15 protein-coding genes are annotated in these 15,640 nt (G+C 63.2%); 5 read left to right on the top strand and 10 right to left on the bottom strand.

Annotation, left to right across the window (positions count from 1 at the left end; genetic code table 11):
• Positions 1-309: 309 nt before the first annotated feature.
• On the bottom strand, positions 310-1,998 hold the full coding sequence (gene fadD2, locus ACMGG8_RS11620; RefSeq protein WP_060840666.1) for a long-chain-fatty-acid--CoA ligase FadD2: 1,689 nt from the start codon (positions 1,996-1,998) through the stop codon (positions 310-312).
• 213 nt (positions 1,999-2,211) lie between these two features.
• Here fadD2 and ACMGG8_RS11615 point away from each other — a divergent pair, with 213 nt between their 5' ends.
• A complete protein-coding gene (locus ACMGG8_RS11615; protein ID WP_414159601.1) occupies positions 2,212-3,156 on the top strand; it encodes a lysophospholipase in 945 nt (314 codons plus the stop codon).
• A 50-nt stretch (positions 3,157-3,206) separates the two neighbouring features.
• Positions 3,207-3,677 carry a MaoC family dehydratase gene (locus ACMGG8_RS11610; protein WP_011062855.1) on the top strand — a complete coding sequence of 157 codons (471 nt, stop codon included), beginning with the start codon at positions 3,207-3,209 and terminating at the stop codon, positions 3,675-3,677.
• A 61-nt stretch (positions 3,678-3,738) separates the two neighbouring features.
• Here ACMGG8_RS11610 and ACMGG8_RS11605 read toward each other — a convergent pair whose 3' ends face one another.
• The 4 genes from ACMGG8_RS11605 to ACMGG8_RS11590 form a co-directional block, all read right to left on the bottom strand.
• Positions 3,739-4,605 (bottom strand): HlyD family secretion protein, encoded by an 867-nt coding sequence (locus ACMGG8_RS11605; protein ID WP_060844416.1) that lies wholly within the window; start codon positions 4,603-4,605, stop codon positions 3,739-3,741.
• Positions 4,606-4,615: 10 nt separating this feature from the next.
• Entirely contained in the window at positions 4,616-4,822 is a 207-nt protein-coding gene (locus ACMGG8_RS11600) for a DUF1656 domain-containing protein (protein ID WP_060840669.1), read from the bottom strand.
• Positions 4,809-6,797 (bottom strand): FUSC family protein, encoded by a 1,989-nt coding sequence (locus ACMGG8_RS11595; RefSeq protein WP_414159600.1) that lies wholly within the window; start codon positions 6,795-6,797, stop codon positions 4,809-4,811. Before ACMGG8_RS11595 ends, ACMGG8_RS11600 begins: the two co-directional genes overlap by 14 nt.
• 155 nt (positions 6,798-6,952) lie before the next feature.
• Positions 6,953-7,420: a ferritin-like domain-containing protein gene (locus tag ACMGG8_RS11590; RefSeq protein WP_060840671.1), complete on the bottom strand. Its 468-nt coding sequence runs from the start codon at positions 7,418-7,420 to the stop codon at positions 6,953-6,955.
• Between the two features lie 230 nt (positions 7,421-7,650).
• Between ACMGG8_RS11590 and ACMGG8_RS11585 the strand changes: the two genes are divergently transcribed.
• Complete coding sequence (locus ACMGG8_RS11585) at positions 7,651-7,887, top strand: DUF3820 family protein (protein ID WP_015636734.1); 237 nt, start codon at positions 7,651-7,653, stop codon at positions 7,885-7,887.
• Positions 7,888-7,900: 13 nt separating this feature from the next.
• Positions 7,901-9,091, top strand: a complete 1,191-nt coding sequence (locus ACMGG8_RS11580) for an aminotransferase class V-fold PLP-dependent enzyme (RefSeq protein WP_414159599.1) — start codon at positions 7,901-7,903, stop codon at positions 9,089-9,091.
• 170 nt (positions 9,092-9,261) lie between these two features.
• Here the strand turns inward: ACMGG8_RS11580 and ACMGG8_RS11575 are convergent, their stop codons facing one another.
• From ACMGG8_RS11575 to zwf, 3 genes are read right to left on the bottom strand one after another with little or no spacing between them, the layout of a single operon-like run.
• Positions 9,262-9,927: a bifunctional 4-hydroxy-2-oxoglutarate aldolase/2-dehydro-3-deoxy-phosphogluconate aldolase gene (locus ACMGG8_RS11575; RefSeq protein WP_060844418.1), complete on the bottom strand. Its 666-nt coding sequence runs from the start codon at positions 9,925-9,927 to the stop codon at positions 9,262-9,264.
• 17 nt (positions 9,928-9,944) lie between these two features.
• On the bottom strand, positions 9,945-10,658 hold the full coding sequence (gene pgl, locus ACMGG8_RS11570; RefSeq protein WP_060840674.1) for a 6-phosphogluconolactonase: 714 nt from the start codon (positions 10,656-10,658) through the stop codon (positions 9,945-9,947).
• On the bottom strand, positions 10,645-12,114 hold the full coding sequence (gene zwf / locus ACMGG8_RS11565; protein WP_060840675.1) for a glucose-6-phosphate dehydrogenase: 1,470 nt from the start codon (positions 12,112-12,114) through the stop codon (positions 10,645-10,647). The genes pgl and zwf overlap by 14 nt, the downstream gene beginning before the upstream one ends.
• Positions 12,115-12,340: 226 nt before the next feature.
• Between zwf and ACMGG8_RS11560 the strand changes: the two genes are divergently transcribed.
• The gene (locus ACMGG8_RS11560; RefSeq protein ID WP_170001736.1) at positions 12,341-13,201 is read left to right on the top strand and encodes a MurR/RpiR family transcriptional regulator; all 861 of its coding nucleotides are present in this window, start codon (positions 12,341-12,343) and stop codon (positions 13,199-13,201) included.
• 44 nt (positions 13,202-13,245) lie between these two features.
• Here ACMGG8_RS11560 and ACMGG8_RS11555 read toward each other — a convergent pair whose 3' ends face one another.
• Together ACMGG8_RS11555 and ACMGG8_RS11550 are read right to left on the bottom strand one after the other, a co-directional pair.
• Positions 13,246-14,100, bottom strand: coding sequence for a D-hexose-6-phosphate mutarotase (locus tag ACMGG8_RS11555; RefSeq protein ID WP_060844419.1), 855 nt, complete (start codon positions 14,098-14,100; stop codon positions 13,246-13,248).
• 130 nt (positions 14,101-14,230) lie between these two features.
• Positions 14,231-15,580, bottom strand: a complete 1,350-nt coding sequence (locus ACMGG8_RS11550) for a carbohydrate porin (protein ID WP_060840677.1) — start codon at positions 15,578-15,580, stop codon at positions 14,231-14,233.
• Positions 15,581-15,640: the final 60 nt, after the last annotated feature.

Genomic DNA, 15,640 nt, shown 5'->3' with positions numbered 1-15,640 from the left:
CACCGCAGTTGATGCGATTATTATTTGTCTGTGTTTTTTATTGGTGTCTATTGTTGGTGAGTCTGGCTGTTTACTCAGGCCGAGAAGTCACAAAGCGCGCCGAGAGTAGCAGCTTTGAAAAAGGCCGCCTAGAGCCAAAGAAGGCCTGAATAGTCACACTTGTGACTCAAGACCATTTAATGGTCATTTTTAGAGTAAAAATTCTATCACTTTGAATTCCGCTCTAGTCCGGGGCTTTGCACCCCTTAAATGACTCGGGGGCCAGCCCGTTGCGTCAACCAGCTGGCCCCCGAGGGAGGAACTCAAGGATCAGGCGATGTCACGCAACTCGCGGCGCAGGATCTTGCCCACGGGCGTCATCGGCAGCGACTCACGCAGGACAATGTGCTTGGGCACCTTGTAGGCGGTGAAATTCTCCTTGCAGTAGGCCTTGAGCTCTTCCAGGCTGACCCCCGCTTCACGGGGCACCACAAACAGCTTCACCGCCTCGCCGGAACGCTCGTCCGGCACGCCGATCACCGCGCAGTTGGCGACCTTGGGGTGCGCCATGACCACATCTTCGATCTCGTTGGGGTACACGTTGAAACCCGAGACGATGATCATGTCCTTCTTGCGATCGACAATGCGCACGAAACCGTCCGGATCGATCACCGCAATATCCCCGGACTTGAACCAGCCTTCGGCGTCCAGCACCTCCGCGGTGGCTTCGGGCTTGTTCCAGTAGCCCTTCATGATCTGCGGCCCCTTGATGCACAGCTCGCCACGCTCGCCCAGCGGCTGCTCGTTGCCCTGGTCATCGATGACCTTCAAGGTGGTGCCCGGCACCGGCAAACCGACCGTGCCCAACCGCGAGCGGTCGCCGTAGGGGTTGGTGCACGCCACCGGCGAGGTTTCGGTGAGGCCATAGCCTTCGGTGATCCGGCATCCGGTCAGCTGCTGCCAGCGTTCCGCCGTGGCCTTGACCAGGGCCGTGCCACCGGAGTTGGTCAGCTTGAGGCTGGAAAAATCCAGGTTCTTGAATTCCGGATGATCCATCAGCGCCACGAACAGCGTGTTCAACCCCAGCAGCGCGGAAAACCGCCACTTCTTCAACTCCTTGATGAAGCCGCCGATGTCTCGCGGGTTGGTGATCAGCACGTTGTGGTTGCCGGTCACCATCATGCACATGCAGTTCGCGGTGAAGGCATAGATGTGGTACAGCGGCAGCGGCGCGATCATCACTTCCTGGCCTTCGCGCCACTGGGTATGGCCATCGGGCCCGTGCTGGCCGAGGCAGGCCCGGGCCTGCTGCATGTTGGCCACCAGGTTGCCGTGGGTCAGCATTGCCCCCTTGGCCAGGCCGGTGGTGCCACCGGTGTACTGCAGCACGGCGACATCCTCCAGCCCCGCCTGCAGCGGCTTGATCCCCAGGCCGCGCCCAAGGCGCAAGGCACTCTTGAAGGCGATGGCCTGGGGCAGGTGATAGGCCGGCACCATCTTCTTGACCTTGTCCACCACGGTGTTGACCAGCCAGCCCTTGGCACTGGACAGCATGTCGCCCATCCTGGCTTCGATCAGGAACTGGATGTCGGTGTCGCCCAGCACTTCCTGAACCTTCTGCCCGAACACGTTCAGGTAGACCAGGGCCCGGGCCCCGGAATCCTTGAATTGATGACGCATCTCCCGCGCGGTGTACAACGGGTTGGTGTTGACCACCACCAGCCCGGCCCGCAGCGCGCCGAACACCGCGATCGGGTACTGCAGGACATTGGGCATCTGCACCGCGATACGATCCCCCGGAACCAGGTCGGTATGGCTTTGCAGATAACCGGCGAAGGCCGCGCTGTAGCGTTCCAGCTCGGCGTAGGTGAGGGTCACCCCCATGTTGCTGAACGCCGGGCGGTCAGCAAACTTCTTGCAGGAACGCTCAAACACCTCGATCACCGACTTGTAGGCCCCCAGATCGATCTCGTTGGGCACGCCGGCGGGGCGCTTATCATTCCAGAAATCAGGTTGCATTATTCTTGTCCTCTTTTTGCCTGAACGGTCCGGGCCGCCACTGTAACGCTATCAGCGGCGGGGCTCCTCGGACGTTAGCAGCTATGGCGATTCAGGCAAATATGCGCAAGTGTGTCATTAACTGTGTGAATCTTGCGTCCAACAGGCCGACGAATCGGACGGACACACCTTGATGCGCTATAAAGTGCAGCGTCTCCGAGCAAAGGAATCGCCATGACCCACGACACCTTCTGGTTGACCACAAGCGACCACCAACGGCTCTTCGTCAACCAGTGGCTGCCCGAGCCTCCGCTCAAGGCGGTGATCCTGCTGTCCCACGGCATGGCCGAGCACAGTGGGCGCTATGCCCGGCTGGCGGCGGCCCTGTGCGCCCAAGGTTATGGCCTCTATGCCCCGGATCAGCGCGGCCACGGCAACACCGCGCAGCAAGGCGTGCTCGGCCACTACGCGGATCACGGCGGCTGGAACAAGGTGGTCGGCGACCTGGCCAGCCTCAACCAGCACATCGGCCAGCAGCACCCTGGCACCCCCATCGTGCTGCTGGGCCACAGCATGGGCAGCTACATCGCCCAGGCGTACCTGCTGCACCACAGCGCCAGCCTGCATGGGGCGATCCTCAGCGGCTCGAACTTCCAGCCCGTGGCCCTGTACCGTATCGCCAGCCTGATCGCCCGTTTCGAACGCTGGCGCCAGGGCGCAAAAGGACGCAGTGCCCTGATCGAGTGGCTGTCCTTCGGCTCGTTCAACAAGGCCTTCAAACCCAATCGCACCGCCTTCGACTGGCTCAGCCGCGACCCGGTGGAAGTCGACAAGTACGTGAATGACCCCTTGTGCGGCTACCGCTGCAGCAACCAGCTATGGATCGACCTGCTGGGCGGCCTGCAGCAGATCAGCAAGATTTCCAACCTGGCGCAGATCGATCCGGGCCTGCCGTTGCTGGTGATGGGCGGTGAATGTGATCCGGTAAGCGCCGGCAAGCGTCTCAAGGATCTGGCCAACGCCCTGCGCGAGGCCGGCAGCCAGTGCCTGCAACTCAATATCTACCCGCAAGCGCGTCATGAGCTGTTCAACGAAAGCAACCGTGACCAAGTGACCCACGACGTCCTGGCCTGGCTCGATCAGGCCCTGCTACACCGTCGCCCGCCCCGCGCGGAGTAAGGGCTGGCGCAGTCGCTACGTTCATTTATCTGTCAGAGGATTTCAGCAACATGACCCAGGTTACCAACACCCCTTACGAAGCCCTGGAAGTCGGTCAGACCGCCCAGTACAGCAAGACTGTCGAAGAACGTGACATCCAGCTGTTCGCCGCCATGTCCGGCGACCACAACCCGGTGCACCTGGACCCCGAGTTCGCCGCCGCCACCATGTTCAAGGAGCGCATCGCCCACGGCATGTTCAGTGGCGCGCTGATCAGCGCCGCCGTGGCCTGCGAGCTGCCAGGCCCGGGCACCATCTACATCGGCCAGCAGATGAGCTTCCAGAAGCCGGTGAAGATCGGCGACACCCTGACCGTGCGCCTGGAAATCCTCGAAAAACTGCCCAAGTTCCGCGTGCGCATCGCCACCCGCGTGTTCAACCAGCGCGATGAGCTGGTGGTGGACGGCGAGGCTGAGATCCTTGCCCCACGCAAGCAACAGACCGTGACCTTGCCGACCCTGCCGGCCATCACCATCGGCTGAGCCTCGCTCACGGCAGGAGCCGGCTTGCCGGCACAGGCGACGCCCAGCGGTTCGCCGGCTCCTACCGTTTGCCCCCCTCCTCCACTTGCACGCTGGCGGTCATGCCGGCACTCAGGTTGATGCCTTCAGGCACCTTGTCGAGCTTGATCCGCACCGGTATCCGCTGGGCCAGGCGCACCCAGTTGAAGGTCGGTTCGACTTCCGCCAGCAGTTGCCCGTCAGGGGTGGCGTTGCGATCGGTAATACCCCGGCTGATGCTTTGCACGTGCCCCTGCAAGGCATCGCCGGCACTCATCAGCCAGACCTTCACCGGATCGCCGACCTGAATCCGCGGCAGCTTGGTTTCCTCGAAATAGGCCTGCACGTAGAACGTCGAATCATCGATCAACGCCATCACGGGCTGCCCGGCGTTGACATAGTTGCCTTCGGCCAGACGCAGATTGGTGATGTGCCCGTCGCGGGGCGCGCGCACCTGACTGCGGGCCAGGTTCAATTCGGCGACCTTGGCCTCGGCCTGGGCCTGGCGCAGTTCGCCGCGGGCGATACCGGCGTTGATCTGGGCGTTCTCCCGCAGTTCGGCACTGATGGCCTGGGGCCCCAGGGCGGCGCGGCGGCTGGCCTCGTGCTCGCGCAGGCTCAATTGCTGCTGGCGGGTCTGCACCACCGCCTGGGCCTTCTCCAGCGCGGCCTCGAAACGGTCGCGATCGATGCTCAGCAGCAAATCACCGGCCTTGACCTGCTGGTTGTCCGCCACCTTGAGCTCGCGCACCCAGCCGGATACGTCCGGGGCCACGATCACCACATCGGCACGGATCCGCGCATCCCGGGTCCAGGGCGTGAGCATGTAGTACTGCCACAGGTGATACCCGGCGAAGATCGCCACCGCCACCAGGCACAAGGTCACTACGACACGTACGGGTGTACGCATAATCAACTCCTTATAAAGGTCCCAGGACCACCGTGATCAGGGTCAGGACACACACGTAAAGGGCGCAATCGAACAGGGCTTCATGCCAGATCCAGCGCCCCAGCCCGGTGACTCGCACCAGCCCTCGCAGGCCGGCGGTGACCACCAGGGCCAGCACCACATAAATCAGAAACGGGCTGAGCAGCACCCCGCCCAACGACCACTCACGCAGCCCCATGGCTGTCCTCCTGCTGCCGGCACCAACTGCGCCAGCTGTTGTGCAATTGCACCACCGCGCCCTTGGCCAGCTTCAAGGCGTCGCTGGGCGGCTGTTGTTCCAGGGCGGCGAGCAACGTCGCGCTGGGCTGCGCCAGCGCTTCCTGGCAGGGGCCCGCCGGCCCCTGTTGCAGAACCCGTTGCAAGTGCTCGAAATACTCGCGCTGCGCGGCACTGACCGGCACCTGGGCCACCGCCAGACTCAGGCGCAGGTGCAGCAGTTCGTCACCGATATCCAGGCCCAGCAGACCATCGTCCCAGCGGCTGCGGGCCGGTTCCGGCAGCTCCGGGTAATGCCGGGCCAGTTGCAGCAGACGGTCGGCCATGCGCCCGCCGAACCAGCTTTCCGCGCCCCGCAGGTTACGCCGGGTCAGGCGCACCAGATCGCTCAGGGTCGCCGCCAACAGACGCCGGCCATGCCAGGCCGGATCGCGCAGGATCAGCAGGTGAAAGGCCAGCACCGCAGCCCCCACCCCCAGCACCATGGCCTGGGCGTTATTGAAGAAACTGGCGACATCGAAACTCATGCGGTTCATCGGCGAGATCAACACGATGAAGTGCAGGCAGAACGAGGTGGCCGTGGCGCCGATCTGCGGCTTGGCCATGCCCAGTGCGCCGAAGAACAGCGGCACCCCCATGGCCATGGCCAACATCGCGAATCCGCTCCATTGCGGCAGCAGGATCTGCCCCACCAGGAACGCCGCCGGAATCGCCAGGAAGATCCCGCGCATGAAGCTCATGCCGATCTGCGCGCCGTTTTCACGACTGGCGAACAGGCTGCAGACCACGCAGGTCAGGAGCATGGCCCCGGAGGCCGCCGGCCAGGCCGTGGCCAGCCAGAAGCTGGCCACGGTCAGGAATGCCAAGGCACTGCGAGCACCGAACACCAGGGCCAGCGACAGGTCGCGATGAGGCGTCAGGGTCGCCGGCTGCTCCAGCGGCGCGCGCCCTTCCTGCACCGCTTCCAGCGCGTTGCTTGCCGCCAGGGCGGTATCCAGCAGCAGCGCCAGGCGTGCCAGGCAAAAGCTCTGCGCCGCGCTGAGCCGGGAATCATGGGAGGCCTCCAGCAGGCGCGGACGCAACGCCTGCAGAGCCTGTTTGTCGGAGCCGCCCAGGGCCTCCTGCACCGGCTCCATCAGGGGCTGCAGTTGCCGGGCCTCGTCGGCGTCCAAGTGTTTCCACTGGCGGCGTACCGACCGGGCAATCCGCAACAGCATCAGCAGCTTCTGGCTCAGGCCACTGATGGCCCGCGCTCGCTGGCGGCCCATTGGCCCTTCGAACCAGGCGTGTTCCCGCTGGGAATCCACGGCGACAATGCGCCCGAGTATCTCCAGCAAGCCCTGGCGTGCCAGCGCATCGCCGGCCAGGGTCGCGCGGGCCGCCTGCATTCCGCTGTGCCAGGCGCTGCGAGCCTGATCCGCCAGTTGCCGCTCTACCCGCATCGGCCAGATCAGGGCACTGCTGGCCGTGGCGCAGATGATCCCCAGGGAGATTTCCGTGCAACGGGCCACGGCCTGATCGAACACGGTCAACGGGTGGCTGATGGCGGGCAAGGCGATGATCGCCACGGTGTAGCCCGCCAGCACGAAGGAATACGACCAGGCACTGCGCAGCAGCGTGGAGCTGGCGGTACACACCCCCAGCCACAGGGCCAGGGCCAGCAGGAACAGCCAGGGGGTCTGGGCGAACAGCCCCATGAACAGCACCGACATCAGGGTACCGATCAAGGTCCCCAGCAGCCGGGCCAGCCCCTTTTGCAGAACCATTCCGGACAACGGCTGGGCGACGATGAACGCGGTCATCAGCGCCCAGGCCGGCTGCTCCAGGCCCCAGCGCAAGGCCAGCCAGAGCGCCAGACCGCCGCCCAACAGGGTCTTGATCGCGAACTGCAAAGCGGGAAGGCTGGGCGCAAGCAACGCCTGCAAGGTAATAGGCACGAACCGGGACTCTCGAAGGGATGAATTAACCATAGTCGTGATCGCCACGAGCGGGCGCGGGCTAATTATTAGCTAGCTAACTAAATCCCGTCCAGCACTAAATCCCGGGCATAAAAAAACGCCAGGCTGGCTGGCGTTTTTGACAGGTTTATGACTTACGAACGGGCACGGGCCTGGTTGCGCAAGGCTTTGACCTGATCGTGATTGCGTTGCACGCCGTGGTACTGGCGCTCCACCACATCACGAATCCCCACCAGGTTGTGCTTGCCGATTTTCTCCAGGGCTTCCTTGTAGGACTTCAGCGCGTGATCTTCACCGCGTTCAGCCTCGTTGAGCACCGACTCCTCGTCCTTGCCGGTCACCAGCGACTTGAGGTCGACCCAACGGCGATGCAGGTCGCCGCTGACGCTGGTGGAAGTTTCCGGATCGCCGCCCATGGAGCGCACCACCGCCTGCAATTCCGCAGCGGCCGTCGCGCAATCGCTGGAGCGCTTGATGAACAGCGCCTTGAGCTCCGGATGCTTGATGTCTTCGGCACAGGTCTTGAACCCCTCCTGACCGTCCTTGCTGGTCTCGATCAGGCTGTTGAGTACCGAAATCGCTTCTTTATTCAAGTCAGTCATTTTCTGGTTCCTTACGGGTGGGGAGAGTTGAGTCAACGGTTGAGTTAACTGCTGACCTAACCTTTGCACCCGCCATGCCAGACACTGGATATAATTTTTTTACTTATATTTCAACAAGTTAGACAATAGCCAAAAATCTGTATCCGCGTTATTTGCATGATCTGTCATTTGGCCTGCATGCAGAATGCCTGTATTTTCACAGGCGTTCGTACCACCGCCAGGCGACCCCCATGACTCCTGAAACACTTGAACTGCTGGTCACCCGGGAAATGCCCTTCGGCAAATACAAGGGCCGCATCCTCGCCGACCTGCCCGGCCCCTACCTGAACTGGTTCGCCCGCGAAGGCTTCCCCAAGGGGGAACTGGGTGGCCTGCTGGCCCTGATGCAGGAAATCGACCACAACGGCCTGTCCGACCTGCTGGACCCGCTGCGCGCCAAACACGGCAAACCCAAGCCCCGTCACTGAACAAGAGCCCGCCATGCCAAGGACTGCCGACACACTTGCCCGCGACGAACAACACTGGCAAGGCATTGCCCGCCAGTTCGACCTCGAACCGGGCCCGATCAACCTGGAAAACGGCTATTTCGGGCGCATGACCCGCAGCGTGGCCGAGGAATACCAGCACCACATCCAGTGGGTGAACCGCAGCAACTCGGTGCTGGTACGCCAGCGCTTCGAACAAGTCGACGCCCTGCAGATCCGCGGCCAGCTGGCCGCACTGCTGGGGGTCCCGGACAATGCCGTGGCCCTGACCCGCTGCGCCTCCGACGCCCTGCAGTCGCTGATCCGCAACTACAACCGCCTGCAACCGGGCGACCAGGTCCTGGTCAGCGACCTGGAGTACGACACGGTCAAAAGCGCCATGCGCTGGCTGGCCCGCCAGCGCGGGGTCGAGGTGATAGAAATCGTCCACGCGCACCCTGCCAGTTTTGACAGCCTTGTCGGCACCTACACCACTGCCTTCCAGCGTTACCCCAGGCTCAAACTGATGCCCCTGACCTACGTCACTCATCGCAGCGGCCTGGTCATGCCGGTCCAGGCGATTGCCGCCGCGGCCCGGGAACATGGCGTCGATATCATCCTCGACGGCGCCCATGCCCTGGGCCAGATCGACTTCGACCTGGCCGAGCTGGGCATCACCTTCGCCGGTTTCAACCTGCATAAATGGATCGGCGCACCGCTGAGCCTGGGCTTTCTCTATATCCACCCCGAGCGCCTGGACGACATCGACCCGGACATGGGCGAGTTCCACTTTCCAAGGGACGACGTGCGCGCCCGCACGCCCTACAGCACCCCGAACATTCCTGCGCTGATGACCCTGCCCCGGGTGTTCGAGGAACACCGGGCCATGGGCGGCGCGGCAACCAAGGGCGCGCGCCTGAACTACCTGCGACACACCTGGAGCGAAGCGCTGCGCGAGCTGGCGGGGGTCGAGATCATGACCCCGCAGGACCCGCGCCTGTGCTGCGCCATCAGCGCCCTGCGCTTCACCGGGCACCCAGACCAGCAGGCCCTGGTGAATCGCCTGCTGCAGGACTACAACCTGTTCACCGTGGTCCGCAACGGCGCAGGGTTCGGCCCCTGCATCCGCATCACACCGGGACTGGCAACACCCCTTGAGCACATGCAGCGGCTGATCCAGGCCGTGACCGATCTGGCCCGCCATTAAGATCCGCGAGCAGCGCCCCCGGCCCGGCAACAGACGCGCCTGCCAAGCATCGCCGCGTTGCAGGCCGGGGCGCTCGAACGCTACCGGACTTTTCTCCAGGCAAAAAAAAACGGTGCACCGACCAAGCGCACCGTAAAGCCGTAGAACACACCAACGAATCAGATAAAACTTCAGTCCAGCAGGGCCAGGGCCTCGGCCGTGCATTCTTGAATCCGCGCCCAGTCGCCGTTCTTGATCCACTCGGGATCGAGCATCCAGCTACCGCCCACGCACATCACATTCTTCAAGGCCATGTAGCTCTTGATATTGGCCGGGCCGACGCCGCCGGTCGGGCAGAATTTGACTTCGCCGAACGGCCCGCCCAGGGCCTTGATCGCCGCCACACCGCCACTGACTTCCGCCGGGAACAGCTTGAAGCGGCGATAACCCAGGGCATACCCCTCCATGATTCCGGAGGCGTTGCTGATCCCCGGCAGCAGCGGGATCGGGCTGGCCACGCTGGCTTGCAGCAGGTCACGGGTAATCCCCGGGGTGACGATGAACTGCGAGCCCGCCGCCTCCGCCGCGGCAAGCATCTGCGGATCGAGCACGGTGCCGGCGCCGGTCACCAGCTCCGGACGCTGCTCGCGCAGGATCTGGATGGCCTTGAGGCCGAACTGGGAGCGCAGGGTCACTTCCAGGGCCGTCAGGCCACCGGCGGCCAGGGCATCGGCCAGTGGCAGTACATCCTGCTCCCGGGCGATGGTGATCACCGGCAGGATCCGCGCCTTGGCGCAGAGGCTGTCGATCAGGGCAACTTTGTCCGCCATGGAAACGGTCGGGGATAGGTTTGTCATAGCGGCTGATCCTTGGCTCATGGGCACCAGTAAATCTCTAACGGGGTTTGCAGGAAGGCGCGAATCGGCATCTCGGCGACAGCGTCACCAGCCAGTGCGGCACTCAGGGTGGCCAGCTTGGACTGACCGGAAATCGACAACAGCGAATGACGGGCCGAGGCCAGCAAGGCCCGGCTCATGCTCAGGCGCTGATGGGGCACGCTTGGCGCCAGCATCGGCCAGCAGCGGCGAGTGCCGTCGGCCTGGAGCGCTTCGGCCAGGTTCGGGCTGTTGGGAAACAGCGACGCGGTGTGTCCGTCATCGCCCATGCCCAGTACCAGCACATCAATGCCCGGCAACTCGGCCAGCAGACGATCGGCCTGCTGGGCCGCCTCCTCCAGATTGGCCGCAGCGCTGTAGAGGCTTAAGAAACCGGCCTTGGCCACCGGTCCCTGAAGCAGGTAACGCTTGAGCAGGCCGGCATTGCTGTCGGCGTGTTCCACCGGCACCCAACGCTCGTCCGCGAGGGTGATCAGCACCTTGGACCAATCCAGCTCCTGCTTGACCAGGGCCTGGAAGAACGCCACCGGGCTACGACCACCGGACACCACCAGGGTCGCCTTGCCGCGGGCGGCAATGGCCTCGCGCAGCAGGTGGGCCACGCGCAGTGCCTGGCCTTCGGCCAACAGGGTCGGGCTGCGGAACTCGTGGGCGGCTACACCCGCCGGCAGTTGCAAATCAGATATCGCCATACCAGGACCTCCCATCCCGCGTGATCAGTGCAATGGAGCTCATCGGCCCCCAGGACCCGGCCGCGTACGGCTTGGGCGCATCACCGGACTTCTTCCACCCGGCGATCAACTGGTCACACCACTTCCACGCGGCTTCGATTTCATCTTTGCGGACAAACAGGTTCTGATTGCCGCGCATCACTTCCAGCAACAACCGCTCGTAGGCATCGGGGATCCGCGCGCTGCGATAGGTGTCGGAAAAATTCAGTTGCAGCGGACCGCTGCGCAGTTGCATGCCCTTGTCCAGGCCCTGCTCCTTGGTCATCACCCGCAGCGAAATGCCTTCGTCCGGCTGCAGGCGGATGATCAGCTTGTTGCTGATCTGCAGGCGCTGCTCGGGGGCGAAGATATAGTGCGACGGTTCCTTGAAGTGGATGACGATCTGCGACAGTTTTTGCGGCATGCGCTTGCCGGTGCGCAGGTAGAACGGCACCCCGGCCCAACGCCAGTTGCGGATATCGGCCCGCAGGGCGACGAAGGTTTCGGTGTCGCTCTGGGTGTTGGAGTTTTCTTCCTCCAGATAACCCGGCACCGACTGGCCCTCGCTGTGGCCGGCGATGTACTGGCCGCGCACCACCTGGGTGGTCAGCCCTTCCGGACTGATCGGCGCCAGGGCCTTGAGCACCTTGACCTTCTCGTCACGGATGCTGTCGGCGGAGAGGTCCGCCGGTGGGTCCATGGCGATCAGGCACAGCAGCTGCAGCAGGTGGTTCTGGATCATGTCCCGCAGTTGGCCGGCCTTGTCGAAGTAACCCCAACGGCCTTCGATGCCGACCTTCTCGGCCACGGTGATTTCCACGTGGGAGATGTAGTTCTGGTTCCACTGGGTTTCGAACAGGCTGTTGGCGAAACGCAGGGCGATCAGGTTCTGCACCGTCTCCTTGCCCAGGTAGTGGTCGATCCGGTAGATGCGGTTTTCCGGGAAGAACTGGGCCACCGCGTCGTTGACCTTGCGCGAGGAATCCAGGTCCGAGCCGATGGGCTTTTCCAGGACCACGCGGGTGTGCTGGTTGAGCCCGACCCGGGACAGGTTCTCGCAGATCGCGCCATAGACCGCGGCCGGAGTGGCGAAGTAGGCGATCAGCCGCTGTTCGCTGCCGGCGCGTTCGGCCAGCGCCACGTAGTCCTCGGCCTTGAGGAAATCCACGTGCAGGTAGCTCAGGCGGGCCAGGAAGGTCTTGAGAACCTGGGCATCGATGTCCTTGTCGCCGACGTACTTGCGCAACTCGGTTTCGATGTTCGCCAGGTGCTCCTGTTCGCTGCCCGGCTCACGGGCCAGGGCCAGAATCCGCGTGTCGTCGTGCAGCAGACCGGCGGCATCGAGTTGGTACAAGGCAGGAAACAGCTTACGCAGCGCCAGATCGCCCAGCGCGCCGAACAAGGCAAAGGTGCAGGGTTCAACCGTAATCGAAGGCATGATGTTTGTTCTTTTATCAAGTTAAGCTACAAATACCTTTTTTCAAGGCATCACTCAAGGAAAAATGTAGTAATAAACACAACATTTTTACAAAATACAGATTCCAGGTGGTGGTCGTTCCGAGCCATCAGTAGGATAGGCCTCCTCTCAACTTCGCATTGCGGGCGCTTGTCGCGGCTCTGCCGCGGCGCCTGTCTAGCCGATCTAGGAAACTTTAATGGACCGAGTGCGAAATCTTCTGGAGCAGATCCAGAACCGCCTTGAAGAACTGAACAAAGCGGAACGTAAAGTCGCCGAAGTCATCCTGCTCAACCCGCAGCAGGCGACTCGCTTCAGCATCGCCGCCCTGGCCCAGGCCGCTTCGGTGAGCGAGCCGACGGTCAATCGCTTCTGCCGCTCCTTCGGCGTCAGCGGCTACCCGGAACTCAAGCTGCAACTGGCCCAGAGCCTGGCCAGCGGCGCGGCCTACGTCAGCCGCGCGGTGGAGGCCGACGACAACCCCGAAGCCTACACGCAAAAAATCTTCGGCAGCGCCATCGCCTCCCTGGACAGCGCCTGCCAGGCCCTGGACCCGAACCTGATCAGCAAGGCCGTCGACCTGTTGATCCAGGCCCGGCAGATCCACTTCTTCGGCCTCGGTGCCTCGGCCCCGGTGGCCATGGATGCGCTGCACAAGTTCTTCCGTTTCAACCTGGCGGTCACCGCCCATGCCGACGTGCTGATGCAGCGCATGATCGCCTCGGTGGCCCACACCGGCGAACTGTTCGTGATCATCTCCTACACCGGCCGCACCCGCGAACTGGTGGAAGTGGCACGCATTGCCCGGGAAAACGGCGCATCGGTGCTGGGGCTGACCGCAGAGAACTCGCCCCTGGCCAAGGCCAGTACCTTGAGCCTGAACATCCCGCTGCCGGAAGACACCGACATCTACATGCCGATGACCTCGCGGATCATCCAGCTCACCGTGCTCGACGTGCTGGCCACCGGCATGACCCTGCGCCGGGGCGTGGACTTCCAGCCGCACCTGCGCAAGATCAAGGAAAGCCTCAACGCCAGCCGCTACCCGGTGGGCGACGAGTTCAACTGAGGCAGGCCGGTTCGCCGGCCTGCCGGCTCACCGCAACCTGCGCCCTACACCGCAGCCCGCGCCTGCAAGCTCAGGTGCGCCTGCTCTCCCGGCGCCAGGCACAGGCTGTCGGTGCCCCCGGCAGCCGCTTCGACGCAGACAAACCGCGACACCTCATTCCAGCTCACCCCCAGCAGCGGCCGGCTCCCCGGATGCCAGACCACGGTGTCGGCATCGTCACCGGTATCGATGCACAGCTCGCGCTGCCAGGCGTGATCCTTGAGCTGCAATTCGCCTTCGTGCTGGAACACCCGCTGGCAACCGCCCTCGACCCGCAACTCGCCCTGCTGCTGGCAGGCCTGGCGGTTCAACTGGTCGTAACCCTGGGCGCCATCGAGCCCAGACAGCGCTACCTCACCGACATCGCCAATACGCCAGTAAGCGTGCAAAGCCTGGCTCAACTGGCAGGGTTCAGTGTCCTGATGCTCGGTGCTCAGGCGCAGGTCCATGCTCTGGCCCAGGTGCGCATGCAGGTCGACCTTCCAGTCGCACAGCTGCAATTGCCAGTGCAGGCGCACGCCGTCTTCATCGTTGCTGCTGTCCAGCAGCTTCCAGTCCAGCAGCCGCGCCCAACCGTGGGACGGCCAGGCATTCTCGCTAGGGTGACGGCCATACCAGGGCCAGCACACCGGCACCCCGCCACGGATCGCCCCCACTTGCGGCCACTTCGAGGCGCACCACAGCCAGGGCTTCTGCCCGGCCGGCTGGAAGTGCAGCAACTGGGCGCCCTGGCGACTGAACACCGCCTGGCACAGCGGGTGATCGATCACCAGCACATCGCGCATCTGATAGCGCTCCCAGGCGAACACCGGGCGTTCGCGCAAGGATTTGAAAAAGCGTTGTAGCGGATGCTCATGCATGGGCCGCGGTCCTGAAAATCACTGCTGTCTCGATATTCATGAGGGGAATGCGCCTGCCCCACAAAAAAAAGCGGACGGCCTGGGCCATCCGCAAAATGCGCACATGGAGGAGGAGCTTATCGCAACAGCTCTAGAACACCGACTGAATTTTCAGACCGGCCACCAACGCGTTATCCACCTCATCCACGCCGCCCGGATGGGTGATGTATTGAAGGTTGGGGCGCACGGTCAGCCAGTTGGTCACGTGGAAACCGTAGTTGATCTCGTAGTTGTATTCCGTGTCGCGCAGCGGCATGTACAGCGGGTTGTCGTAGTTGCTGATGCCGTTGTCCTCGTTGATCAACTGAGCGTTCTTGCGCACATCGTCGTTGACGTGGATACGCGCGAAACCGATGCCCACGTCATCTTTCGGACGGGCGTCGAACGGGCCCTTGTAGACGAACATCAACGACTGGTAGTTATCGACGACGTTGGTGTCCTTGTCGTGGAAGGTGGCGTTGGCGGCGATGTTCAGGCCACGGGAAGCGTCACCGTTGTGGGTGGTGAGTTGCTGCTGCCCGACGAACCAGTAGCCGTGCTTGCTGTTGTGCACGCGATAGGCGTCGCCTGTGTCCGCGGCGTCCTGACCGTTGACGTCCTTGCGCACATCATTGGCGTCGGCCGTGCTCTTGTAGTAACCGACGCGGTACTCGCCCGGCAGATTATTGAGCTTGGGCGACCAGACCAGTTCCACCGGCAATACCGTGCCCTTGGTGCCGCTGCCGCTGAGCTTGAAGCCGTTGCCGTGTTCCAGCTGCGACGGGTTCTGGTTGTAGGCGCCGATCTGCGCATACAGCTCGGGGGTGATGTGGTACTTGATGCGCAACGCCGCCTGGCTGACCGGCCAGTTGTACCAGATGCCGGTGGCCCAGTTGCCCACCTGAGAGCCGCAGAAGGCCAGGTTCTGGAACTCGCAGGGGAAGGTGTTGAAGTCTTCGCCCTCGCCGAAATAACCGGCCTTGACGTCCAGCTTGCCGTCGAGGAACTGGTGCTGAACCCACAACTGGGTCAGACGGACCATGTGGCCACGGCCGTAGACTTCCTGGGAGGAACTCAGGGTGCCGGCACGGGGGTCGCCGATGCGGTCATTGGAGATGTTCTGGCCGTTGCGGTTGGTCAGCTGGATCTTGGCCTGGGTGTTGTCCCAGCCCAGCAGTTTCTGCAGATCGAAGGCCACGCCAAGGCCGAACTGATCGCTGTAGCGCCCGGTCTTGTCGTCGTTGTAGCCACCACGCAGGTTGGCGCCCATTTCCCCGACGTAGTCGGCCTTGATGTCGATCCCCTGCTCGATCAGCTTGGTGCGCTCACCGCCCCAGTCGCCGGTCATCCACTTGGAGTCGGCGCTGAACGCCTCATCGGCCATGGCATTGGCGGACAGGACCAGTGCCGCCAGCGCCGACAACTGGCAGAGCAGCCGGGTGTTGCTGTGTCGCTTTTTCATCCCTACATCCTCGTCTTTATTGTTATTAACGATCTATCCAACGTGGTTTACAGCGGGTGC

This window comes from Pseudomonas sp. BNK-45 (genome assembly GCF_047456255.1).
In the GTDB taxonomy this organism is placed as follows: domain Bacteria; phylum Pseudomonadota; class Gammaproteobacteria; order Pseudomonadales; family Pseudomonadaceae; genus Aquipseudomonas.
The sequence above is the reverse complement of the archived record's forward strand: the minus strand, read 5'-3'. Positions and strand labels throughout refer to the sequence as shown.